Raw genomic sequence first — 23,527 nt, 5'->3', positions numbered from 1 at the left:
ACATGGCCCCGGTAGGCTATGGGTATTTGTCGAGGAAATACTAATGCACGCATTTGCTGATCGCATCAGTGCCTTGGTGCTGAAGACTCAAATCAGTTTGTTTGCCTGTACAGCACGTATGCAAACTCCAACTGATGCTGAGGCACTGCATGATTTGCGCATTAATTTGCGTCGTATGCGTAGCCTGCTTAAACCGTTACGGGGTTTGCCAGTCTGCGATCAACTCCAGGCACATGCCGCAGAGCTTGGCAGGTTGTCTGGGCCGGTGCGTGACCTTGAAGTGTTGGTGGCTGAGTTACAGCTTAAAAAACAAGCCCCTGAACTCAGCTTGCAGCGTCAACGACGCGTGTTACAAAGCTATCAACAGATTCTGCAAAGCGATCAATTGTCTGCGCTGTTGCACGCGCTTGATGAGTGGCCCAGACAATGGCGACTCGCTGAGCGCGATGGCTCGTTACGGGCCACGAAACACAAGCTTGAGCCCCGATTGCTAAAAGCCCAACTACGGCTGATCAATGCATTGGCCGACCCGTTACACGACTGGCACGACCTGCGCCTGTTGGTCAAACGTGTGCGCTACAACGCACAGGCCTACCCGGATGTAGCACCACTCAATGCCGCCAGCCAGAAAGCTCTTGCACAAGCCCAGTCAGCGCTGGGTAATTGGCATGATTTATTGCAATGGTTGATGCTTAGCGAAACTGAAACAGACTTGGTGGTCTGCATCTCGATCTGGCAAGCCGGCTTGCAACGTGCTGAGGCGAAAGCTGCCGAGGCACTCGCTGGTTTAAGGCTAAAGTTGAGTAAAAAGATCTAGGGAAAAGGGCGAAGCAGTCAAATTTGCGGTTTATCTGGACATGGTGCTTACCATGTAGTCCGCTGTATCCAGCGCAATCTGTGGTGTCCGAGCAAAATAGCCGGGTTAGCGGATGATGTGGCTACTTTCATCTGCAAGTAATTTTCACCTAAGATCATCTTCGTCCTGAATCCTCGAGATGCTTATGACTTTCTCCTCATTGCTCCAAGCCGTCCGTAGTAATCCTGCCAATGTGGTGATCCCGCAAGTATGGGGGCAAGGCCGAGCAAGCTTTGGCGGTTTGGTTGCGGCGTTAGTCTACGAGACCATGAAAGCGCAAGTTATCGCCGGGAGACCAGTGCGCTCACTGGCTGTGACTTTCGTTGGCCCTGCTGAGCCGGGTGTTCCGATTAGTTTTGAAGCTGAAGTGCTGCGCGAAGGTAAGGCCGTAAGCCAGGTGCTCGGTCGTGCGGTGCAGAAAGGCCAAGTGGTGACCTTGATTCAGGGTAGCTTTGGCGCATCGCGCGATTCAGTGATTGGCGTCGATGCCGAGCCAGCGCCGCAAGTTACACCGGCTGAAGATTGCCAGGAGCTGCCTTTTATTCCCCAGGTGACGCCGGAGTTCACCCGGTTTTTAGCCATGCGTTGGGCTATTGGCGCCATGCCTTTTACAGGTAAACCTGAGCGGCAAATGGGGGGCTGGGTTCAGCTTCGTGGTGAGGAGCAACCTCAAACGATTACCGAGGCGCATTTGTTGGCGTTGGTAGATGCTTGGCCACCGGCGGTATTGCCACATTTGAAAATGCCAGCGCCGGGCAGCACGTTGACCTGGACCATTGAGTTTGTGCAGCCGCTCAAGCAGCTGAGTTCTAATGATTGGTATCTATACCGGGCGCATATTGAATACGCGCGTGATGGCTATGGACACGTAGCAGCTGCACTGTGGACGTGCTCGGGCGAATTGTTGGCAATCAGCCGGCAGACCGTTACTGTTTTTGCCTGAAAACAGGTTCATCGGCCGTTTCGATTTGGTTACGGCCGTTAGCCTTTGCTCGGTATAACGCTGCATCAGCTCGGCCCAGCAAGTGGTCAAGATCTTCCTGTGCATGACTTAACGCCAAACCAATACTGACAGTCATGCTCAGTGCTGTCTGATTTGGCAGTTGAACGCGCATGGACTCAATATTCTCGCGTAAGCGATCGGCAACTTGTTGGGCCTGATCTAGATCCGTTTCAGGCAGAAGTATGGCGAACTCTTCGCCACCCAAGCGTCCATGCACATCAACTTCACGCAACCCTTTGGTAAGTGTCTCTGCTGCGATGCGTAGGGCCACGTCACCGATCTGGTGGCCGTGCAAATCATTGATCTGTTTGAAGTGGTCAATGTCGATCATCAACGCTGCACATTGGCGCTTATAGCGATTATTCAGCTTGAGCAAATCATCCGCCATCTGGATAAATGCATGGCGGTTGTTGATGCCGGTCAGGCTGTCAGTGTTTACCAGGGTTAACAGCTCTTGCTCCATTTGTTTGCGAACACTGATGTCATAAGACCAGATGAGGTAGGAGGTATGACCCTTTTGCTCCAGTACGCGCCCTGAAATAACCCCCCAATAGGGCTCTTTTGCCGCAAGAAGCGCTTCCCAGTCGTTGACTTGATGTCTAGCCTCAAGTGCCTCCAGAAAGCGTTCGCCTTCATCTGGCTCTGCGAACAATGCATTGATAGAGAAGTCTTGCTGATTTTGTATGCCGCTACGTTTAAGCAAGCGCTTATTAACAAAATGCACCTGGGTTTCGTTTGCGTTGAGCAGGGCCACATCGCTGGGGCTGGCTTCAAGTATGAAGTTGAGTAGTGCTTGTCCGTCTGATAACTCTTGGGTTCGTTCCTTGACCCGTGCTTCCAGGTTTTGATTGAGATCACCCAAACGCAACGATAGCCGTCTGACTTCGCGATAACTGATGATCAGCCGGGCGACCAAGAGTGCGCCGCCAATCAGCAAACCCAGCAGTGACCAGCCTAGATAGAGAAAGAGGGCGTGTATCTGTTGCCGGTCATCGTCAAGCTCGTTTGACAGCGATATGTTGGCTGAAACCATGACGTCGATCATTGGTGTCAGTAGATTCGGCAGCTTTAGCGAAACCTCATCGGCAATGGCGCTTGCGCTTTTATGATCACCCCATACGGCCCGCTTATCCCAGTTTTTGCTGAGTCGTATGACTTCAGCTAGAGCTTCTTCGGCGGCGGGTCTTTTGACGGGTAAAAAACGGAACAGGTGTTGGCCTTCAAAATACCGGGTGACGCTGCGTAAAACCTGCAACTGCACGACTAAATCATCGCCATCGATCTCGCTATGCTTGTAGGCGTCAGCGGCTGCAAGCGTGCGGCGAATTTGTGCATTGACTTGATAAGAGCGCCATAACTCACTGTGCAGCGATGGTGCTGCAAGGGTTTCGGCCTGCCTGACGACCATCCAGAGAGCGCTGCCAACAATAGCCGCCATCACCAGCACCAAGACTAACAAGACCGCCATTAGCCGCCTTTGGTTAGCCTGAAAACGTGCGAGATCAAGATTGGACATCGATGATTACTCGGTATTGAGGCTTATCTTGCTCAGTTGCCAAATTGAGCGATTGAAATATACCTGCACATTAAGCTCTGGATACAGATCGAAAGGATAGATCAGGTAGAGTGGCCCGAGCTCGGAGATCGGCATTGACTTACCATTGCGCAGATAAGCAATTATTGGGTCGAAGCGTTGAATATCTTCACGCGGAATAACCACTGAATAGTTGTTCAGCGCTTCCAAGCGAAGAGAAGAGTAGTTGTTGGGCGAAATTTTCAGGTGAGTTAATAGATAGCTTAAATTGACTCCAGTCCACTCGATGGCAGCATGTTTGTTCGGCTCATGGGTTGTGATAACGCGCTTGGGCATTTCTTCGAGCTCACTGAGGGTGAAGCTCAGTGTCTTGCCATCGGTTAGCTCAACTGACAGGGCTGGACGGTTTGGTGGGTAAGCTGGGGATGCCTGCAAGCCGCTGGTAACAGTCAGGCAACATAATACCAAGCCGCAAACGGTTAACCGAGAGAGCCGCAAGTTAGAATCCTCGTAGGGGTACAGGCTTGAGAAAACTTTAGGATTATAGTGCTTAGCCCAAAAGGCAAATTGGCACTTTAGTGCAGGAGTCTAGCTTGAAATTGGTTGGGCGTCTGTTTGGTCTGTTTTAGCTGGATAGGGCGCGCTGAATTGGCACGTCGACCGTTAGCTTATTACTGAGTGCATGACTTGCCGGTGCAAAGCGTAGGCCGCACTGAGTCCAATAACGCCTAAAAACACGGGCACAAGGCTGGCTGCAGATGATGTGCTGGCGGTTACCAGCAGTGAGATAGCTGCAATAGAGGCCGGCAGTATGAGTAAAGGCGCGACTTCTGGTGCCGGGCTGGCGCTCACGCCTAGCGGCCTTGTAGTTTGGCTCAGATCTGTATGGCTGGACATGATTGAACTCCACGTTAAGTTCAGCCAGTGTATGAAGTATCAGCATGCGCAACGAATTGTTTGGCGCTATGCATGCCATAGCGCCAAACAATCTGCTTCATTCGGATTCAGGTGTGTTGACAGCCGTGAGCTTGGGCAAGCGGAAAAATGTTTGGGCTGTTGCTGTGGTATGGGCCGCAACATGCTCAGGGGTTTCATTGCGGTGTTCAGCGACAGTTTTTAGTGTTTCGATCAAGTAGGCCGGTTCATTGCGCCCATTCTTAGGCTTTGGCCTTAAGCTACGCGGCAATAGGAAAGGCGCATCACTTTCGAGCATCAACCGGCCCTCAGGTATTTCTCGCACCAGCGGTTGCAAGTGGGTGCCTCGGCGCTCATCGCAAATCCAGCCGGTAATGCCGATGTGTAAATCCAAATCCAAATAGTTGAACAGGGCACGTTTCTCACCGGTGAAACAATGCACCACAGCGGCTGGCAGTTTGTCGCGGTAATCACGGAGTATTTCCAGCAGGCGCTGATCTGCATCGCGTTCGTGTAAGAACACCGGCAGATTCAATTCGACTGCCAGTGCCAAGTGTTCTTCGAGTACTTTTTCCTGCTGCGGGCGCGGTGAAAAATCACGATTGAAATCCAATCCGCATTCACCCACCGCGCGGACCCGTTGATGCATTAGCAGGGCTTTTAATTGGCTGGCGCTGTCACAGTTCCAACTGCTGGCATCATGTGGATGGATGCCAGCGGTGCAGAATAGTCGTTGCTGGCTTTCATCCTGCGTCTCGCAGAGCCGTATGGCCTGTTCGCTTTCTACCAGGTTGGTGCCTGTCAGCAGCATTTGCATGACACCGGCTGCGTGGGCGCGATCCAGAACCGCTGCGCATTGTTCAACTAGGCTGGGGTGAGTGAGATTGACGCCAATGTCAGTGAGCTGCATGGTGCTACCTGGTAAATGTGATGGTTAAGGATATCAGAGCTTTATCTAGTAAAATAAAACTCATATAAAACAATCGCTTATATTGTATTGGTGATGTTGATTGCTAAGTTGTAGTAGCAAAATATTAGCGACTGTGCGAGTCTCCGCGGCCGTTAACTCGGGCTGGACAGGTATCGATTTGTTTTTAGCTGACCAATGGCCATCCGTTTGGCGCGTCGTGGTTTGGAGTATTGATGTTACGAATGTTGCTTGCGCTATGCCTGTTACTGCTGCCTTTTACGGCCGTAGCGCGTGTGGCTGGGCCATTGGAAGTGGCAAAGCCTGCGGTGTCGCGCGATTTGACAAGCATTCGTCGTGGCGCAGAGCTGCGGGTACTGATCAATCAAAGTCGTAACAGTTCGGGTGAAGTCAAAGGGCAAAGTATTGGTGTTGAATACCATCGTCTGCGCGCATTCGAGCAGTACCTCAATCGCACCAGCCAGGATGGGCGAGCAATCAAGCTAAAGTTTATTCCCATGGCCAAGGATCAACTGCTTGGTGCCTTGCAGCGAGGCGAGGGTGATCTGGTTGCGCCGGGAGAGTTGTTAACCGTACGTACCGCCTCAGCCGTTACCGCCAGCGGTGCGATTCGCAGTAACGTCAAGCTCGTTTTAGTCGGGCGCCAAGGCGATCGTCGTTATAAATACCTGGAGCAGTTGTCAGGTCGCAGCGTGGCGTTGTCAGCAGGCAGTGTAGCGGGTGAGGCGATTGGTGAAGTTAATAGGAAGCTGATCAAGCGTAACAAGTCGCCGATTGTGATTGAGTGGGTTGATCCAACGCTTGCCGTCGAGGATGTGCTCGAAATGGTTCAAGCTGGGATTTTCAACGTCACTGCAGTCGAGCTTCCAATCGCGGAGCGCTGGCAAAAGGTCATGCCCAAATTGCGGATTGAGCGGCATCTGGTGCTTTCCAATAATGGCGTTATGCGCTGGTATGTGCGACGTGACGCGCCAATGCTAAGTGCGGCTATAGATCGCTTTTTCAAAACCTATCGCCAGCCTGAAGATCAAGATGTTGCATTTCAGCGGATTTATCGGCGTCTGTATAAGGTCCATTACCCATTGGGCCGAATCGAGCGTAAGCGCCTGGAACATGTTCGTCCGGTGCTGCAACGCTATGCCAAGCAACTCAACTTCGACTGGTTGGCGCTGGCGGCATTAGCCTTTAAAGAGTCCACGCTAAACCCTAAAGCTCGCGGGAGTGGCGGGGCAACAGGCTTGATGCAAATCACCCCAATAGCAGCACGCGCTGTTGGTGTCGGTAATATCGCAGTGCTTGATAACAACGTACTGGCCAGTGCCAAGTACTTGGCGATGATTCGAAAATCCTATTTCAATAGTCCAAAACTCAATGAGCGTGAGCGCATGGCCTTTGTCCTGGCTGGCTACAACATGGGGCCAGCACGTGTGCAAAGTATGCGCGCTGAGGCCAAGCGCCGTGGCCTTAACCCCAATCAATGGTTCTTTCAGGTTGAGCGTATCGCCATGGAGCAGGTGGGAATGGGGGTTGTCAGCTATGTTAATAGTGTCAATAAGTACTATTTGGCTTATGACCGCGAGCGTTACTTGCTTGAACCTCAGAACAAAAAAGTAAGCGTAAGAGATTGATCTAATAATTAGATCTTTTATAACGAATTTGTGCGATATTAATATCTAATTAATTGGCTATTCTAGGCCTCATTAACTTAACGCCCATTAGGACTGACAACATGAGCACACTGATTAAATCGCTAACAACCACCCGCGCTGGCTACGGTCTGACCATCTTGCGCGTTATCGTCGGCCTGACATTTGCTGCCCATGGCGCGCAAAAATTGTTTGGCTGGTTTGACGGCCCCGGCCTTGAAGGTGTCGGCCAATGGATGGAAAGCCTGGGCATGACACCCGGCTATCTGTTTGCGTTGTTGGCTGGCAGCGCCGAGTTCTTTGGTGGTCTGGCGTTGATCATTGGCTTGCTGGTCCGTCCTGCGGCGCTGGCTCTGAGTGTGACGATGCTGGTTGCCATTTTCAGCGTACACTTTGCCAACGGCTTCTTCATGAGTAACAACGGTTACGAATTTGCCTTGGCGTTGCTGGCTGCAAGCATTGCCGTGCTGATTGAAGGTGCTGGCAAGCTGTCAGTGGATCAACGTATATCCAACTGATCATACTGATGTTGAAAAGCCCGCAATTGCGGGCTTTTTGTTGCGCGATAGTTATGTTCTACAAGTTGCTGATTAATCATCAGGTTTTTGTATCGCTCGTATTGACAGTAATAAGTCTGTTTCTCTAGGATGCAGATGCGCCGATTTAAACAGCTACTTGCGGGGCGCCGTGAGACTTGCCCAGTGCAAGTCTCCGAGAAGACCTTCCAAGGCTTCGAAATACCGCTAAAGCGCTGGTTCGGTGTCGCCTCTCACCGCTGCCCAGCGGGATTTCTGAGGCGGAGACGCGAGCATGACTTGCCAACCTTATATTCGTTTAGCCCCGATCACCTCTGGGCTGATCAAACGCAACCCTAAAATCTTACTCGGTGGTATCCACCAACCAACCTTGCTGCGCTATCTGGATGGCTGGCCGCGCCGCGGTGGTGCGTCTCGTGCTTTTCTGATTCAGTTCGTCGAACCACAAGATTGTTTGGCCCGTTTCGCCAGCGACAGTTTTGATATGGCTGTTCTGCCTGCCATCGCAGCGGAAAACCTCAATGAGCGCGTTCGCCAACTGGTCCGGGTGGCTCGGCAGGGATTGATTACACGGCGCGTTTAGGGTCTGGCAACCACAACCAGGTTAGGGGTAGTCGATCGCGACCAGGTACCAGGTTTTTTCTCCGGTAGGCGCCTGTGCTTTTACCTCTTCTTCTCCAGAGCTAGCCCCTTCGCTATCAGTCCCCTGAGCCGGCTTACGGTCTGCAACAGCGACCAGTAAGTCGATTGTAGATCGGGCTGGCGGGCTGTCTAACGTCTGGCTCAATGTCGGCCAAGGTACTCTTGATGCACATTCTTGATGCGGGTGCGAGCCGTCCCGTACCTGAGAATTAATCGATTTTTACGATAAATATATGGGGATATTTCGTTTCACAGCGATTAAACCGAGGCGCATGTTAACTACATCACCAAGGGAGGCTCCACATATGAAACGTATTAAGGACTTTAAATTACTGTTGATCGCCGCATGTTTCGCAGTCGCTGTTGTTCCAAGGATCAGTACTGCGCAGAACGAACCACTCAGCGTCGCGTCTAGCACTTGGGTGGGTTATGGGTTGCTTCATCTGGCTGCGCAGAAAGGTTTTTTTAAAGAAGCAGGTGTGGATGTCGACTTCCAAACCTTTGAAGATAAGACCGCTACAGCCGCCGCGTTGGCAAGTCACCGGCTCGACGGTTGGGCTACTACAGCTGACACCTTTATTTTCTATAACGCTGAGAAGCTTGGCATCAAGCAAGTATTGGCTGTTGACCTTTCAAAAGGAGGGGAAGGAATTGTCGCTGACAGCAGCATCAAAACCGTCGCTGACCTGAAAGGTAAAAGCATCGCTGCGGAAGAGGGCACTAGCACCTATTTCTTTCTCTTGAACGTACTCAAGAGTGCTGGCGTCAAGATCAGTCAGGTTGATCTTTACAACATGGCCGCTGGCGATGCCGGTGGTGCATTCATCACGGGGCGGGTGGCCGCAGCGGCTACCTGGGATCCTTGGTTCTCCAAAGCCCAGCAACGTCCTGGCTCTCACATATTGGCTGATACCGGATCGCAACCGGGCCTGATTCTGGACACTGTGGCATTCAGGCAAACAGTTCTGGATAAACGACCTGAGGATGTCACTGCGTTTATAAATGGCTATTTCAAGGCCTACGATTACTGGAAGGCGCATACGGATGAGTCGAACAAGATTATGGCAGCGTCGCTTGGAATGAAGAGCGAAGCGTTCAATAAAGCGCTGACTGGAATTGAATTCATTTCACGTGAAGGCAATCTTGAGTACATAGGCACTCCTTTAAAGCCAGGAAAGATCCAGGATGTTATTAAACGTGGCGGCGAAGTTTATAAGGAGGTTGGAATCGTTAAGGAAGTACCTGATTCTAGTGCAGTGGTTGACGCATCGCCGCTGGAACGTGCCCTAAAACCCTAAGTGGTAGGTGTGTTATGACTACAGATATAGCTGAAGTAACTCGACCTACCCCTAACGCTTCACAGAACAAGAATAAGGCCAAGCCAGTTCGGTTTAAGACCAACTGGGAGCCGGTCGGCGGTGTTAAGTTAGCTCTATCTGCCAGTTTGTTCGTTATGTTTCTGACCCTATGGATGCTGTTAGTACAAGGTGGAATTAATCCAATTTTCTTGCCCTCCCTTCAAGCGGTTGGGCATGCATTCCACGAACTTTATGTGAGTGGTAATTTTATTGGAGACTTGGGTGTAAGCATCTACCGGGTTGGGGTAGGTTTCATTTGTTCTGCGCTTCTTGCAATCCCGATTGGGGTGCTTGCCGGTTCATTTGCCGTAGTGCGCAGTACCGTGGAGCCGTTTCTCGGTTTCATTCGCTATATGCCCGCCACGGCGTTCATCCCTCTCTTAGTGTTGTGGGTAGGTATTGGTGATGCTCAGAAGTTTTCGGTCATATTCGTCGGAACCTTCTGTCACCTTACGCTGCTGATCTCTGCTAGTACGGGGCGGGTACCGACCGCTTACGTAGAGTCTGCGATCATGCTGCAGGGCTCTCGCTGGAAAATAGTACGCCTCGTAATCTGGCCAGCTGCCCGGCCTGGTATTTTCGACGATCTGCGCGTGTTACTTGGGTGGGCGTGGACGTACATCGTGGTAGCAGAAATGGTGGCTGCGCAAAGCGGAGTGGGGTACGTGATTCTCAAGGCTTCACGCTTTCTGGACACTGCAACAATGTTTGTCGGCATCCTCAGTATCGGCCTCGTCGGTTTGTTCAGTGACGTAGCTCTCGGCTACCTGAAGAAAAAGCTCTTTCCCTACCTTCAACGAAGCAGGAAATGATTATGCCAACGCCTATGAATGTTGTTTCAGTGCTCGACTGTTCAAAGTCCTTCGGCCATGGCCCCAATGCCACGTTGGCTCTAAGTGGGGTCGATATGGAGGTTGTGGACGGTGAACTCATGGTTCTGCTGGGGCCATCCGGGTGCGGGAAATCAACCCTGTTGCGACTGGTGTCGGGATTGGAGACGGCTTCGAGCGGGAGTTTGACGCTGTTAGGTGAGCCGCTGGATGGGCCTCATCCGGAGGTCGGGATGATCTTCCAGACCTATACCTCATTTCCCTGGCTGACCATTGAAGACAATGTAGGTTTTGGCTTGAAGCTTCGTGGAGTGCCTACTCAGGAGTGGAAACAAAGTGCGACTGAAATGCTTGAGAAGGTGGGACTCAAGGAGTTTAAAAGCTCCTATCCTGGGCAGCTCTCCGGGGGGATGCAGCAACGAGTTGCGATCGCCCGAGCTCTAACGATGTCACCGAAGGTTCTATTAATGGATGAGCCCTTTGGCGCCTTGGACGCCCTTACGCGAGTCGAAATGCAGCTATTTCTACTGGACATTTGTCAGCGGGAAAAGATGACCATCATCTTTGTAACGCATGACATCGACGAGGCGATTTTGCTGGCTGATCGCATCACGATCCTATCGCCTCATCCGGGCCGAGTGTTTGACACGGTCAGCGTCGAGATCCCACACCCGCGCCGAATTGAAGACACGGAGGAGCCCGCATTTGTCAGTTTGCGCCACAGGCTAAGGTCAGCCATTTTCTCGATGAAAGCTTCAGCCTAGCGTGTTTCGATCAGCATCAATCGAAGGGTAGAGGAAAGTAGTTCTGCGAGTGCAGTGACTGCCGAGCTAGGTGTTGCCGATGCGTAGTGCAGAGCGATGTTCAGCGAGGGCAGAGCTGGGAGTCCACGATGTTCTGAAATCACTGGCATGTCCGCACCCAGATCGCCCTGGTTGAATATCGAGATCGCGAGGCCCGCCTTGGTAGCGGCTTTCACACCCTCTGGATTGGTGCAGGTCATGACGCAACGCCAATGAAGGCCGGCCGATTCTAGAGCGTTCACCGCTGTGCGTTTGTAAATGCAAGGGCCGCTGATAAAGGCTAGGCGAAGAGGTAGATCAGGTGAGTGCAGGCAGTTATCGGCCCCACTCCAGACCAAACGCTCGGAACCAATATGTATACCCGAGTTTATATCACTCGCTTGACGGAGAAACGCGATGTCCACTGTTCCGCTGTCCAAATCGCCTCTAAGACTTTCAGCAAGACTGGCGACTACATCAACTTGCACACGTGGATGGGTGGCTGTGAATTCGGCTATTGCCTGACTCATCGGCCGAAAAAGATAGATGTCGTCCGGTATCCCGACACAGATATTTCCAGTTAAGTGCTCAGGTTTAAATTTTTTCTCGACATCCGACACTTTCTTCAAAATATCTTTTGCATCCTGAAGAAAAATTTCGCCCATTTTGGTGAGTTGGCACTGTCGGGTAGTTCGGATGAATAGTTTTTGGCCAAGGTCTTCTTCAAGCCTTGCAATTTGGTGGCTAGTTGTCGACTGAGTCATATTAAGAATCTTAGCCGTTTCCGAAAAATTGCATGTCGCCGCAAGGCTAACAAAGGTTTTTAACAAAACAATTTCCATACAATTATCCAGGTCTAATTGGCTATGAATATTCCAAATGTGACTATTGAAAACTACCAGGAACACACAGTATCACTGCTAAAAAAATTGGTCGAATTTGAGACGTGTGACCCCCCTGGACGGGAGATTGAGCTTTCTACTTACCTGTACGACTACCTTCGCAGCAACGCAGTGGACGCTCAACTCGACGAATTTATTCCGGGCCGTTCCAACGTATTAGCTCGAATTCCCGGATCAACTGATAACCCAGCGTTGTTATTCTCTTCCCATCAGGACACGGTGCCGGTGGGCACGCAACCGTGGACTTATCCACCATTTGAAGGCCACATCGTTGACGGCAGAATGTATGGCCGTGGCACGGCCGACATGAAGTCTGCGCTCGCCAGCATGACCATTGCCGCGATTCTTCTGGCGAAAGGTGCAACCCGGCCGCCGCGGGACGTGATTTTGGCATTCTCTGCGGGTGAGAGCTCCAATTGCATTGGCGCCAAACGCATGCTTGAGCAGGGTGTAATGGATAACGTGGGCTCGGTGATTATTGGTGAGCCTTCGTCGCTAGAGCTGATCATCGCAGAGAAGGGGGTTGTCTGGTTGCGTGCTACCGCGATTGGTAAGTCTGGTCACGTGTCTGGAGACGGCGGTTCTAACGCCATTCTCCGAATGATGGCATTCCTGGAGAGGCTGAAAACTGTTGCCCTTGACACGGTTCCTCACCAGTACTGCACAAATACCAGTTTATCGGTGGGCACCATCGAAGGTGGCTCAGCCATCAATGTCACCCCGGATCGTTGCGTGGTGCAGATCGACGTTCGAATCCCTCCTGGGATGGATCATCGCAGGGTCGTAGAACAGATCCGCAGCGCAGCGGGCGAAGGGCTAGAGATCGATATGTTCGACTACAAGCCTGCTGTTGAGACTGATGCTGATAACCCCTTTGTCAAAATTATGAGTGATTGCTGCGAAGAGGTCAGTCGCAGCACTCCCAAGCTGCTGGGTGTTTCCTACTATAGCGACGGCACTATTCTGTGTGCGTCTGGTAATACGCCTTTCGTGATTTTAGGCCCTGGTGAGATGGGGATGAGCGGCGTTACCGATGAGTCAGTAATTTTGCAGAACGTAATCCAGGCGGTAGACATCTATCGGCGGGCTGCCACTGTTTGGGGCGCCGTATGAGCTTACGACGACCGGTAATTGGTATTACGCCTGACCGCGACTTCGAAGCAACCGACATAGAAGCCCTATATCAGGTGCGGAGAAATTACTGCGATGCTGTTATTAGGGCAGGGGGAATCCCAATCATATTGCCGTACATGGAGTTGGGGATGGTCGAGTTGTTTGATCTTCTGGACGGTCTCATTGTCACAGGGGGAATGTTCGATATAGACCCAGTTATCTATGACGGTCTTGAAATGCCTAGTGCAACTTTAAAGCGTGATCGGACATCATTTGAAATTGCGATTCTAAAACTCGCGCTTGAAAAGAATCTGCCTGTACTCGGTATTTGCGGAGGCATGCAGTTGATCGGAGTAACACTCGGCGCCAAGGTCTATCAGGATCTGCCAACAGACAACTCTGATGGTCTGGAGCATATGCAATTGGAGCCTTGTAGCAAGCCTCATCACCCCGTCGAGGTGGAACCTGACTCATTGCTCTTCTCGGCAGTCCAGTCGCCATCCATGCTGGTGAATAGTCTGCATCATCAGGCATTGAAGGATGTGATTCCGCCATTACGTGTGGTCGCGCGGGCACAAGACGGCACGGTCGAAGCTGTAGAGTCTCTCGCACACGCGTTTTGCCTAGGCACTCAATGGCACCCTGAATATGCTGGAGATGAGAAGGAAGGTGAGATCTTCAACGCTTTCGTAGAGGCGGCTCGCGGGTAATTCGCACGTCTGTCTGTACGCGGCTTGCAACACTAATAGGGTAACGGCGAACGCCCCGTAGAATTGATCACGGATTAGTGCTCGTATGAAATCTGGTTAACATACCAAGTGGCTTCTCCGTCCGGAATTTTCACGACACATTCGTCCCCTTGTTCTTTCTTCAAGAGAGCCCTGGCCATTGGGGAGTCGATGGAAATGTAGTCATTTCGTTCATAGATCTCGTCGTAGCCAACGATTCGAAATCTCTTCTGCTCTCCCTTATCGTTCTCGATCTCAACCCAAGCACCAAAGAAAACCTTGCCTTCCTGTTCCTGTGAATAGTCGACGATCTTTACGTCTTCAAGGCGTTTACGCAGGTATCTCACTCTTCGGTCAATTTCTCGCAGCAGCTTCTTGTTGTACTGGTAATCCGCGTTCTCACTTCTGTCCCCTAGTGATGCTGCCCAAGCGACCTTCTGGGTAATTTCAGGACGGTAAACACGCCAGAGATGATCGAGCTCATCTTTGAGCTTCTTGTGACCGGCTCGGGTAATGATGTTTGTGGCCAACCAATGAGCTCCTTTTCGAAGTTTTGTGGGGCTTGAGATCAAACGTTTTAGTGGTTTTTAGTATGCAGTATGGGGCGACTTGGTGTACTCCGGGATTTCACACCGGTCTCCCTGCGCAGCAGCCTCGCTGGCAGACTGAGTCACCTGTGGACGGCGCATGTGCCAAAGCAGGTGCAACTTTGCGCGCATGCGGGCTTCGTTTATCAACCTTCTCGCAGCACTGTCAGTGGGCTGGCATTCAACGCCCTGCGTGTGCCAAGAACCCCGGCCGATGCAACCAGTACCGCGCCAATCACTGGCAATATGAGTAGCCAAGGATGTGGGTGCCAGGTGAGATCAAATGCATAGCGATACAGCAGAAAGCTAATCAGCTCGCAACCGAGCGCGGCCAGTAAGCCGCTCGCGGCACCTAGTAAGCCAAATTCAGTACGGCGCGCCTTGACCAACAGTTTACGCTCCGCGCCCAAGGCACGAAGCAATGCGCCCTGACGAATCCGTTCATCAAGCGTGGCCTGCAACCCAGCAAATAAAACCGCCAGACCTGCTGCCAATACAAACAGCAGCACAAACTCAATCGCCACAGTGACCTGCGCGACAATGCTGCGCAGCTGGGCGAGAAGGGCATCGACCTGGAGCAATGTCACCGCCGGAAATTGACGAGCAAGCTCGACTAATTGACGGTCTTGCTGTGGCGGCAGGTAAAAGCTGGTCAGGTAAGTGACAGGCAAATCCTGCAAGGTGCCCGGCTCAAAGATCATATAAAAATTCGGCTGGAAACTGTTCCAGTCGACTTTACGCAGACTGGTTACGCGAGCGTCTCGGCTAAGCCCGCCAACAATAAAGCTGAGTCGGTCCCCCAGTTTTAATTGCATGCTTTCGGCCAGCTCTGATTCGACTGACACTCCGGGCATGTCTTGTTGCTCGCCAGCGTTCCACCAACTGCCCGCGAGCAACTCATTATCGGCGGGTAAATCAGTTGCCCATGTGAGGCTCAAATCGCGATTGATCGCGCGGTCGCCCCGGCTGTCTTTGCTAACGATCTGTTTTACCGGCTGGTCATTGATTTTGATCAGGCGTCCTGGAATGACCGGATATAACTGCGCCGAATTAGGTGATAGCTCTGCAAGGCGTGCTTCAAAAGCGGCTTTGTTATCAGGCAGCACATTCAGGGCGAAGTGGTTGGGTGCATCTTCCGGTAGTTGGTCTTGCCAGGTGTCGAGCAATTCACCGCGCAGTAAGGCAATCAGGGCCATGGCTAAAATGATTAAGCCAAATGCCAGCGATTGCCCTGCCGCTGCCAGTGGATAACGCAACAGTTGACCTAAGCCAAGGCGCCAAGGCAAGGAGGCTCGGGCCAGTACCCGGCGCAGACTTTTTAAGCCTATTAGCAGCAAGCCACCCAAGATTAAAGCGGCAACCATGCCCCCGCCTAACAGGGCAAAAGTTAACAGCAGGTCAAGGCTAAGCCGCCACATGATTAAGCCGAGTGCCAGCAGTGCCGCGCCATACACCAGCCATGAGCTGGCAGGCACGGGTAACATATCACGGCGTAGTACCCGCAGTGGCGGCACCCGGCCAAGCGCAGCGAGTGGCGGAAGGGCGAAGCCTGCAAGTGCGACCAAACCGGTTGCTATGCCGGCAAAGGCTGGCCCGAAGCCGGCAGATGGGAGGTCGGGCGGCAGCAGCTCTCTAAGTAAATAGAACAACCCATATTGGCTTAACCAGCCGAGTAGAGCGCCAATAATACTGGCGCTGATGCCAAGCATGGCTAGCTGCAGGCTGAACAGGGAGAGTGCCTGGCCACGTGATAAACCTAAACAGCGCATCAGTGCGCTGGCGTCAAAGCGTCGAGCAGCAAAGCGGGTCGCCGAAAGCGCCACAGCCACACCAGCGAGCAGTACAGCTGCCAAGCTGGCGAGGTTCAAGTAGCGCTCGGCACGACCCAGCGCACCACCGATTTGCCGGTTGCTGTCGCGAGTGTCTTCAATTTTCTGATTGGCTTCTAACTGCGGTTCGATAGCTTGCTGGTATGTGGCGAGCTGTTCCGGTGTGCCGCGCCATAACTCGCGATAGCTGACCCGGCTGCCTGGCTGAACTACGCCGGTGGCTGACAAGTCGCTGAGGTTGATCAAAACCCGCGGCGTGAGGCTGTAAAAGTTGCCCGCGCGGTCTGGCTCGTAGGTCAGAACATGGCTCAGCTTCAGGGTTTTGTTGCCGACATCAATCGTGTCGCCAATCTTTAGATTCAATGCCGCAAACAAACGAGCCTCAGCCCAGGCATTACCTTCGCCAGGGCCTGTGCTCGGTTGTTCAGGGCCATAAAGCTGGTCGGCACGTTTGAGTTGTCCACGCAAAGGGTAAGCGTTGTCGACCGCCTTAACGCTGGCCAGTTGAATCCCTGTATCGGTTGCGATGACGCTTGAGAATTCTACGGTCTGCGCGTGATCAAGGCCTTGCGCTTTACCTTGGCTGATTTGTTGCTCAGTTGCCGGTGAGCTGCCTGACAACACCATGTCGGCCGCGAGAAACTCGCTGGCACGCATCAGCATTCCATCGTTAAGCCTCGCGCTGAAGTAACCGATTGCGGTGCTGGCAGCGACAGCGATGATTAATGCAAAGAACAGAATGCGCAGTTCACCGGAACGCGATTCGCGCAGTAGTTGGCGCCAGGCCAGAGATGCGAGACGGGAGTAGGGGAGTCTGGTCATCAAGGTTCTACTGCATCAATCAAATGGCCACCTTCAAGACGAATCAGGCGCTGGCAGCGATGGGCTAGGCGTTCGTCGTGGGTGACCAGCACTAACGTGGCGCCACGTTCTTGATTCAATTCAAAAAGCAGATCGCTGATGCGTTGGCTGGTATGACTGTCAAGGTTGCCTGTAGGCTCGTCGGCAAACAGTACGTCGGGTTGGGCTGCAAATGCCCGAGCAATCGCTACCCGTTGCTGTTCGCCGCCAGACAGCTGACGTGGGTAGTGGCTCAAGCGTTGGCCAAGGCCGACTCGCTCAAGCAGGCTGCGTGCGCGTTCACGGGCGTCACGATGGCCCTCAAGCTCCAGCGGCAGCATGACGTTTTCCAGGGCATTGAGGCTGTCGAGCAACTGAAAGGACTGAAACACAAAACCTGCGTGCTCGGCACGCACACGGGCGCGCTGGTCTTCATTCATTTCGCCGAGGTTATTACCGGCAAGCTCGACTTCCCCGGTGCTCGGCAAGTCGAGCCCAGCAAGCAAACCCAGTAGGGTTGACTTGCCCGAACCGGAGCTGCCGACGATTGCCAGGCTGTCACCTGCATTGAGGTCGAGACTAAGGGCGTGCAATATGCTTAGCTCGCCTTCTGCGCTAGGCACCACTTTGCTAAGATTTCGCGCGGTGAGAATACGTGAGCTCATGGAGAATCCAATGCGTACAGGGTTTATCGGCGTTGTCCTGATACTGACTATGTGGCTCAGCAGTGCATCTGCAGGGACGATATTGGTTGTTGGCGATAGTATCAGTGCAGCTTTTGGCCTGGATACCCGTCAGGGCTGGGTGAATTTGTTGCAAAAACGCATCGCGGAGCAAGGCTATGACGCGCAAGTGGTTAATGCATCCATCAGTGGTGATACCAGCTCAGGTGGCGCGGCACGGTTACCTGCGTTGCTTAAGGAGCATCGGCCTGAATGGGTGATTCTTGAGCTGGGCGGTAATGATGGCCTGCGCGGGCAGCCCCCAAGCCAATTGCAACAAAATCTTGCTGGGATGATTGATCAGTCACGAGCACAAGGTGCCAAGGTGCTGTTGTTAGGCATGCAGTTGCCACCTAATTATGGCCAGCGCTATACCCGTGCTTTCGCTGAGGTTTTTAGTGAGCTGGCTGAGCAAAAACAAGTCCCTCTGGTACCGTTTTTTCTTGAAGGTGTAGGGGGTGTGTCTGACTTAATGCAGGCAGATGGCTTGCACCCAGCGCTTGCGGCTCAACCAATACTCTTGGAAAACGTTTGGCCTGAGCTGAAACCACTGCTAAATAAGCCGGAATGAGTGTTTTGAGGCTTTTCTGAATCCTGTGTTTCGGATAATGTGGCGCCCCCTTCTGGAGCCCTAAATGCCGCGTATTGCTTGGTCTTTGCATGCCTATAAACTGATCGAACCTGATGAGCAGCTAGACTTGTTCGCTTGTCGTGAGGTGCGCGTGCATTTGGTTGAACGCCAACTCGAACTGGGTAACTCCGGTGACCGCACTTTATGTGGTGGATTCCTGCCTTCACAGCCGCACTGGCAGTTGCTCGAAAAAGACATGTTGCGTGATAAGCGTCTGTGTCCGCTGTGCAAACAGATTCTTGAGGCTCAGCGCCGTGGTGAGCGAAGTATGTTGCTGATCAACTAAGTGCTGGTTAGCCAATTGCATTGAGGCAACCTCCGGGTACTTTTGTTGTCACACTCAAACAACCGTACTCGCTGTATGGCACTCCCTGTGCTCAACGCTGGCGTGTACAATCCACGCGTGCTTAATCGTTTATCAGCCATCTTCTCCAAGGAATTTCGGATGTCGTCGCATGTACCTGCGGTTTCTCGCTGCCTATCTGTTGCCGCCTTGTTGGTTGCGGGATCCGTTAGTGCCCTTGAGTTTCCATTGCCGCCGCCAGGCGATGACATCATTGGCCAGGTTCAAGTGGTCACAGCCAAGTATGAAGATACATTCGCTGACCTGGCGACAGCCAACGACCTCGGCTATTCGGAAATGATCGCGGCCAACCCGGGCATTGATGCATGGTTGCCGGGCGAGGGCGCTGAAATCATTCTGCCGACACGTTTTATTTTGCCGCCAGGCCCACGTGAAGGCATCGTCATTAACCTTGCCGAATACCGCTTGTACTACTTCCCGAAGGGCAAGGATGTGGTCTACACCTACCCATTGGGTATTGGTCGTGAAGGCTGGGGGTCACCGGTTGCTAATGCACGGATCACTGTAAAGACGCCTAACCCGGCATGGTATCCGCCTAAATCAATTCGTGCAGAGCACGCTGCCGATGGTGATCCTCTGCCGTCGGTTGTACCGCCAGGGCCAGATAATCCTCTGGGGCCATATAAAATGGCGCTTTCATTACCTGGGTACTTGATTCATGGCTCAAACAAAAAGTTCGGCATCGGCATGCGTGTCAGCCATGGCTGCTTCCGCATGTTCAATCAGAACGTTCTGGAACTTGCGGCAATGACTTCGGTGGGCACCTCGGTGCGCATTATCAACCAGCCGTATAAGTTTGGTCGTAGCAATGGCCGGGTTTACTTGGAGGCGCATGAGCCGCTAGATGACGAAGGCAAGGTGTCGGTAATTGATAAACACACTGCTGTGATAAATACGTTGCTCAAGCAAGATGAGCTTGCAAACTTCCGCCTGGATTGGGAGGTCGTGCGTGAAGTAGTTGCTGCGCAAGATGGTCTGCCGATTGAAATCGCGGAACAACAGAGCGCGCCAATCGTTAATGAACAGGTCAGTAATCCATTCTGATTAAGCGTTTGAGATTACCCAGCCCGCCGCGTGAAAACCGGCGGGTTTTTTATGGCTTTTTGTTTGCACTTACAAAGCCACAGGCAATAAAAAAGCCAGCCCATAATGGGCTGGCTTTCTTTAGCCTGAAGGCTATTACTTGCGGCTGGCTTTGTCCAGCATACGCAGAGCGCGCTCATTGGCTTCGTCAGCAGTTTGCTGAGCTTTCTGAGCAGCAGCCATAGCTTCGTCAGCCTTACGGTAGGCTTCGTCAGCACGGGCTTGCGAACGTGCAGCAGCGTCTTCAGTAGCAGTCAGACGAGCTTCGGTTTCTTTGGACATGCTGCTGCAACCAGTAGCCAATACTGCGGCCAGAGCCAGAGCAGACAATTTCAGGACGTTGTTCATTGTGTTCCCCTAAATGTGAAGTTTTTCCATAAAACCAATTCCCCGGTTAATGGGGGCTTGGCTGGCGTACATACTACTCATAACTTGTAGTAAGTAAACTGAGCGAGTGCAAGTCTAGCCTGTTTTTTTCGGTTTATTTCAGCCAAGCGTATAGCGCTTACATCGGTTGTATGAAAAACATACAATCGGTGTACGACAAGGCTTCAACCGTACCCGTGAGTTCAAGTGCAAGGCATTTGCGCGGGCACTCTTAAACCGACCACAACAATGCTATTTTGGTTCACTGGGCTGTCATCTAAAACAAAAAAAAGGCAGGGATTATGCTGGGTAATTTAGGCTTGTTGGTTGCACTGGGGTTGCTAGTATTCATGGCCCTACGTGGCGTGAATATATTTATCGCGACATTATTCAGTTCGATAATAGTTGCTGTCACAAATGGCTTAGCGGTCCCGCAGGCACTCCTTGAGTACTTCCCGTTCGGGCCTTTGGGGGCATTCACCTTTGCGGGCAAATTTTTCGTGCTGTTTCTGTGTGGCGCAATCTTTGGCAAGGTTATGGCCGCGAGTCAGGCAGCCAACAGCATTGCTCAAGCAATCACCCGGAGTCTTGGGGTCAAGCGCACTTTATGGGTGACGATGCTGGTGTGTGCACTGCTGACCTATGGCGGTGTCGTGGTGTTTGTAGTGATCTTCACCATGTATCCGCTAGGCGTCAGCTTGATGCGTGAAGCAAATGTGCCTAAACGATTGTTTTGTGCCGCCACTGCTTTGGGTGCCGGTACGTTCACTATGACTGCGTTACCGGGTACACCGTCGATCCACAACGTTATCGCTGCCAATGCACTGGGAACCGACCTGTTTGCCGGTGCCTGGATTGGCATTTCTGCCTCAGTGATCATGGTCGTATTAGGCATGGCCTATGTGCAGCGAGAGTGGCGCTTGGCGATAGCTAAAGGCGAAGGTTTTGAGTCCAACGCTCAAGATTTACGTATGGAGCAAATCGCTGGTCCGTCTGGTGCTGGGCCGCACTGGACTTTGGCATTGGTGCCTATTGCGATCGTGCTTGGGGTGATTTTATTGCCACGTGTATTGATGGCTGCCGGGGTGAGTACAGAATCTAGCGGTGCGCTTGCGAGCATTGTGCAATTTAGCCGGCAGCAACCGATCCTGTGGCCGAGTCTGGCTTTGGTCATTGCAACGGCAACTTCAATTTTGATGTTTCCTAGTTTGCGGCGTAACACTCTCGGCGTATTGGGGCAGGGCGCGGATGATTCAATCATGCCGCTGCTTAACACTGCGGCAGTGATTGGCTTTGGCGGTGTGGTCACTCACACCGCAGGGTTTGTACAGTTTTCGCAGTGGGTTTTATCGATTGACTTGCCAGCGCTGCTGTCGGTTTTTGCGTCCGTTAGCGTGGTTTCGGCAATCGTTGGTTCGTCATCTGGCGGCTTGCAGATTTTCATGCAAACCCTGGCGCCAAAGTATCTGGAGATGGGCGTAGAGCCTGAGGTACTGCATCGGATCGCCAATATTGCATCGGGCGGGCTGGACTCGTTACCGCATTGTGGGGCAGTCATCGCAATGTTGATGATCATGGGCTTGAACCACAAGCAGGCTTACAAGGATATTTTTATGGTCACAGTGGCGGTTCCGGTGGTCGCTGTGCTGGCCTGTATCGCTGTTCTAAGTGTGCTGTAATTCCCTGATTCAAACTCTTTGCCTGATAATATACGGTGATATTGAATTGATGGCCTAAGGCTTTGGAAGGGATGCAATGGGAAAGCTTATCAAGTGGGGTTTGCTCTCGGTCTTGCTGGTCGCGGTAATAATCAAATTATCGCTGTACCTCTCTGTTCGCTCGATCATGAACGATGCCAAGGAGCGTTTGGCGCCAGTCGTTAACATCAGCTATGACGGCATTACCTCTTCGTTCGATGGGCGTGTCGGTCTCGAGAATGTGACCATTGCAATCCCGGCTGCAGGCGACAAGGTGAAAATCGCCCACGCAGAGTTGAAATTCAATGGTCTTTCGGAGTTGTTGCGCTTCAAGGAGCGCTTGGCAGAACGCAAACTTCCTGAGCAAATGGCGGTAAGCATCAAGGGCCTGTCGATTGACGTTTTCGGTCCGCTCGCTCAGGCGTTTTATCAGCCGCCAGCACAAACCGATATCTTCAGTGCTCTGAGCAACGTGGCGTGTGGTGATGTAAAAAACATAGGCGCTAATGAGTTACTCGATATGGGTTATCGCACGCTCGAAACCGATGGCGAGTTTTCTTACCTGCTAGAGCCGTTTGCGCAAAAGCTGACGTTCAATTTGAACTCAGACACGCGTGATATGGGGACGATGCAGGTCAGCATGTCGTTGGCCAATATGTCCGATAACCCAGCTGATCTACGCAGTAATCCGCCACGGATCAAGCGTCTCAGTGTTGAATTGAGCGATAACGAGTACCAGCGCAAGCTACAAACCTACTGTGCGGCCAAGATGGGCTTGACTGTCGATGCATATCGCAAGGTTGCGGTAGCTAAAATCGATAAATCATTACGCCAGCAGCGGGTCGCGCTCAATCAGCCGGTGCTGGATGCTTACGCACGTTACCTGGCAGACCCGCAATCACTGCGTGTCGAGCTTGAGCCGACTGAAGGGATGGTTTGGGATGGTTTGCAGTTTTTCGAGGCCAAGGATGCGCTAAGCATGATGCGCCCAGTACTCATGGTTAATCAGACGCTGGTTAATGATGTTGGCTTTGAGTGGGTTGACCCGGTTGCACTGAAAGTCGCCGCCGCTGACAAGGCGACTCAGGCCAAGGCAGTTCTATCGGATACGAACTTAGTGTCTTCAGGATTTGTCAATATCGATGCTTTGCCTGATTATGTTGGCAGGCGTATGCGTTTCGTCACGTATGATGGTATGTATTATCAAGGTGTTCTGACCCGAGTCGCGAACGATAAGGCTTTTCTGACCATCCAGGGTGGCAATGGCACAGCGCAAATGTCGCTGCGTCTTGGAAAGATCGATAAGGTTCGGGTTGAGTAGTAATCCCACTGAGGAGTAGTAATGAGCGAGGCGCTGTCCATTCATCACGACCAAGCCGGTCACCAATTCGAAATCACTGTAGATGGTGCTCGTGCTTACTTGGCCTACATGGACTTGGGCAAACAGACATTGGATATCTACCGTACCTTTGTACCCAACAGCTTGCGTGGGCGCGGTATTGCCGCGCAGCTGACCGAACACGCGTTGCAATACGCTGATCGTATGGGCTACACAGTTATTCCATCGTGCTCATATGTAGAGCGCTATATGGAGCGCCAGCAGCGCTTGAGTAAGAACTGACTGGCGCTGTTAAA

The 23,527-nt window shown here is 52.3% G+C and carries 24 protein-coding genes; 16 read left to right on the top strand and 8 right to left on the bottom strand.

Annotation, left to right across the window (positions count from 1 at the left end):
* Nucleotides 1-43: 43 nt before the first annotated feature.
* Both B9K09_RS12485 and B9K09_RS12480 read left to right on the top strand, forming a co-directional pair.
* Entirely contained in the window at nucleotides 44-817 is a 774-nt protein-coding gene (locus B9K09_RS12485) for a CHAD domain-containing protein (RefSeq protein WP_087517105.1), read from the top strand.
* Nucleotides 818-1,001: 184 nt separating this feature from the next.
* The gene (locus B9K09_RS12480; protein WP_087519085.1) at nucleotides 1,002-1,799 is read left to right on the top strand and encodes an acyl-CoA thioesterase II; all 798 of its coding nucleotides are present in this window, start codon (nucleotides 1,002-1,004) and stop codon (nucleotides 1,797-1,799) included.
* Here B9K09_RS12480 and B9K09_RS12475 read toward each other — a convergent pair.
* From B9K09_RS12475 to B9K09_RS12460, 3 genes are all read right to left on the bottom strand, one after another.
* Nucleotides 1,783-3,327: a diguanylate cyclase gene (locus tag B9K09_RS12475; RefSeq protein WP_256574012.1), complete on the bottom strand. Its 1,545-nt coding sequence runs from the start codon at nucleotides 3,325-3,327 to the stop codon at nucleotides 1,783-1,785. The two genes, B9K09_RS12480 and B9K09_RS12475, sit on opposite strands and share 17 nt — an antisense overlap.
* Before the next feature lie 54 nt (nucleotides 3,328-3,381).
* Nucleotides 3,382-3,891, bottom strand: a complete 510-nt coding sequence (locus B9K09_RS12470) for a molybdopterin-dependent oxidoreductase (protein ID WP_157699354.1) — start codon at nucleotides 3,889-3,891, stop codon at nucleotides 3,382-3,384.
* Between the two features lie 496 nt (nucleotides 3,892-4,387).
* A complete protein-coding gene (locus B9K09_RS12460) occupies nucleotides 4,388-5,218 on the bottom strand; it encodes a TatD family hydrolase (protein WP_087517101.1) in 831 nt (276 codons plus the stop codon).
* A gap of 233 nt (nucleotides 5,219-5,451) precedes the next feature.
* Here B9K09_RS12460 and B9K09_RS12455 point away from each other — a divergent pair, with 233 nt between their 5' ends.
* From B9K09_RS12455 to B9K09_RS12430, 6 genes are all read left to right on the top strand, one after another.
* Nucleotides 5,452-6,864 carry a transglycosylase SLT domain-containing protein gene (locus tag B9K09_RS12455; protein WP_087517100.1) on the top strand — a complete coding sequence of 471 codons (1,413 nt, stop codon included), beginning with the start codon at nucleotides 5,452-5,454 and terminating at the stop codon, nucleotides 6,862-6,864.
* Nucleotides 6,865-6,965: 101 nt separating this feature from the next.
* A complete protein-coding gene (locus B9K09_RS12450; RefSeq protein ID WP_087517099.1) occupies nucleotides 6,966-7,400 on the top strand; it encodes a DoxX family protein in 435 nt (144 codons plus the stop codon).
* A gap of 292 nt (nucleotides 7,401-7,692) precedes the next feature.
* Entirely contained in the window at nucleotides 7,693-8,001 is a 309-nt protein-coding gene (locus B9K09_RS12445) for a hypothetical protein (RefSeq protein WP_087517098.1), read from the top strand.
* A 364-nt stretch (nucleotides 8,002-8,365) separates the two neighbouring features.
* Nucleotides 8,366-9,358 carry an ABC transporter substrate-binding protein gene (locus B9K09_RS12440; RefSeq protein ID WP_157699353.1) on the top strand — a complete coding sequence of 331 codons (993 nt, stop codon included), beginning with the start codon at nucleotides 8,366-8,368 and terminating at the stop codon, nucleotides 9,356-9,358.
* Nucleotides 9,359-9,372: 14 nt separating this feature from the next.
* Nucleotides 9,373-10,230, top strand: a complete 858-nt coding sequence (locus B9K09_RS12435; RefSeq protein WP_087517096.1) for an ABC transporter permease — start codon at nucleotides 9,373-9,375, stop codon at nucleotides 10,228-10,230.
* 2 nt (nucleotides 10,231-10,232) lie between these two features.
* Complete coding sequence (locus B9K09_RS12430; protein ID WP_218191963.1) at nucleotides 10,233-11,012, top strand: ABC transporter ATP-binding protein; 780 nt, start codon at nucleotides 10,233-10,235, stop codon at nucleotides 11,010-11,012.
* Here B9K09_RS12430 and B9K09_RS12425 read toward each other — a convergent pair.
* The gene (locus tag B9K09_RS12425; protein ID WP_087517095.1) at nucleotides 11,009-11,872 is read right to left on the bottom strand and encodes a LysR family transcriptional regulator; all 864 of its coding nucleotides are present in this window, start codon (nucleotides 11,870-11,872) and stop codon (nucleotides 11,009-11,011) included. The genes B9K09_RS12430 and B9K09_RS12425 overlap by 4 nt on opposite strands.
* A 24-nt stretch (nucleotides 11,873-11,896) precedes the next feature.
* Between B9K09_RS12425 and B9K09_RS12420 the strand changes: the two genes are divergently transcribed.
* Both B9K09_RS12420 and B9K09_RS12415 read left to right on the top strand, forming a co-directional pair.
* Entirely contained in the window at nucleotides 11,897-13,045 is a 1,149-nt protein-coding gene (locus tag B9K09_RS12420; protein ID WP_087517094.1) for a M20 family metallopeptidase, read from the top strand.
* On the top strand, nucleotides 13,042-13,755 hold the full coding sequence (locus B9K09_RS12415) for a gamma-glutamyl-gamma-aminobutyrate hydrolase family protein (protein ID WP_087517093.1): 714 nt from the start codon (nucleotides 13,042-13,044) through the stop codon (nucleotides 13,753-13,755). The genes B9K09_RS12420 and B9K09_RS12415 overlap by 4 nt, the downstream gene beginning before the upstream one ends.
* 74 nt (nucleotides 13,756-13,829) lie before the next feature.
* On the opposite strand, the gene greB is transcribed toward B9K09_RS12415, so the two are convergent.
* From greB to B9K09_RS12395, 3 genes are all read right to left on the bottom strand, one after another.
* Nucleotides 13,830-14,303 (bottom strand): transcription elongation factor GreB, encoded by a 474-nt coding sequence (gene greB, locus B9K09_RS12410; protein ID WP_087517092.1) that lies wholly within the window; start codon nucleotides 14,301-14,303, stop codon nucleotides 13,830-13,832.
* Between the two features lie 203 nt (nucleotides 14,304-14,506).
* A complete protein-coding gene (locus tag B9K09_RS12400; RefSeq protein ID WP_087517091.1) occupies nucleotides 14,507-17,011 on the bottom strand; it encodes an ABC transporter permease in 2,505 nt (834 codons plus the stop codon).
* Complete coding sequence (locus B9K09_RS12395; RefSeq protein ID WP_087517090.1) at nucleotides 17,011-17,694, bottom strand: ABC transporter ATP-binding protein; 684 nt, start codon at nucleotides 17,692-17,694, stop codon at nucleotides 17,011-17,013. The genes B9K09_RS12400 and B9K09_RS12395 overlap by 1 nt, the downstream gene beginning before the upstream one ends.
* Before the next feature lie 10 nt (nucleotides 17,695-17,704).
* Between B9K09_RS12395 and B9K09_RS12390 the strand changes: the two genes are divergently transcribed.
* The 3 genes from B9K09_RS12390 (at nucleotide 17,705) to B9K09_RS12380 (ending at nucleotide 19,790) form a co-directional block, all read left to right on the top strand.
* Nucleotides 17,705-18,322, top strand: a complete 618-nt coding sequence (locus B9K09_RS12390) for an arylesterase (protein ID WP_087517089.1) — start codon at nucleotides 17,705-17,707, stop codon at nucleotides 18,320-18,322.
* Between the two features lie 64 nt (nucleotides 18,323-18,386).
* Nucleotides 18,387-18,668 (top strand): hypothetical protein, encoded by a 282-nt coding sequence (locus B9K09_RS12385; protein WP_087517088.1) that lies wholly within the window; start codon nucleotides 18,387-18,389, stop codon nucleotides 18,666-18,668.
* A 159-nt stretch (nucleotides 18,669-18,827) separates the two neighbouring features.
* Nucleotides 18,828-19,790 (top strand): L,D-transpeptidase family protein, encoded by a 963-nt coding sequence (locus tag B9K09_RS12380; protein WP_087517087.1) that lies wholly within the window; start codon nucleotides 18,828-18,830, stop codon nucleotides 19,788-19,790.
* A gap of 135 nt (nucleotides 19,791-19,925) precedes the next feature.
* Here the strand turns inward: B9K09_RS12380 and B9K09_RS12375 are convergent, their stop codons facing one another.
* Nucleotides 19,926-20,177 (bottom strand): Lpp/OprI family alanine-zipper lipoprotein, encoded by a 252-nt coding sequence (locus B9K09_RS12375; protein ID WP_010483743.1) that lies wholly within the window; start codon nucleotides 20,175-20,177, stop codon nucleotides 19,926-19,928.
* 320 nt (nucleotides 20,178-20,497) lie between these two features.
* Between B9K09_RS12375 and B9K09_RS12370 the strand changes: the two genes are divergently transcribed.
* From B9K09_RS12370 to B9K09_RS12360, 3 genes are all read left to right on the top strand, one after another.
* Nucleotides 20,498-21,874 (top strand): GntP family permease, encoded by a 1,377-nt coding sequence (locus tag B9K09_RS12370; RefSeq protein ID WP_087517086.1) that lies wholly within the window; start codon nucleotides 20,498-20,500, stop codon nucleotides 21,872-21,874.
* A 76-nt stretch (nucleotides 21,875-21,950) separates the two neighbouring features.
* Entirely contained in the window at nucleotides 21,951-23,213 is a 1,263-nt protein-coding gene (locus B9K09_RS12365) for a hypothetical protein (RefSeq protein WP_087517085.1), read from the top strand.
* A gap of 21 nt (nucleotides 23,214-23,234) precedes the next feature.
* Nucleotides 23,235-23,513 carry a GNAT family N-acetyltransferase gene (locus tag B9K09_RS12360; RefSeq protein ID WP_087517084.1) on the top strand — a complete coding sequence of 93 codons (279 nt, stop codon included), beginning with the start codon at nucleotides 23,235-23,237 and terminating at the stop codon, nucleotides 23,511-23,513.
* Nucleotides 23,514-23,527 lie beyond the last annotated feature (14 nt).

Source organism: Pseudomonas sp. M30-35 (genome assembly GCF_002163625.1).
Lineage (GTDB): Bacteria > Pseudomonadota > Gammaproteobacteria > Pseudomonadales > Pseudomonadaceae > Aquipseudomonas.
The sequence above is the reverse complement of the archived record's forward strand: the minus strand, read 5'-3'. Positions and strand labels throughout refer to the sequence as shown.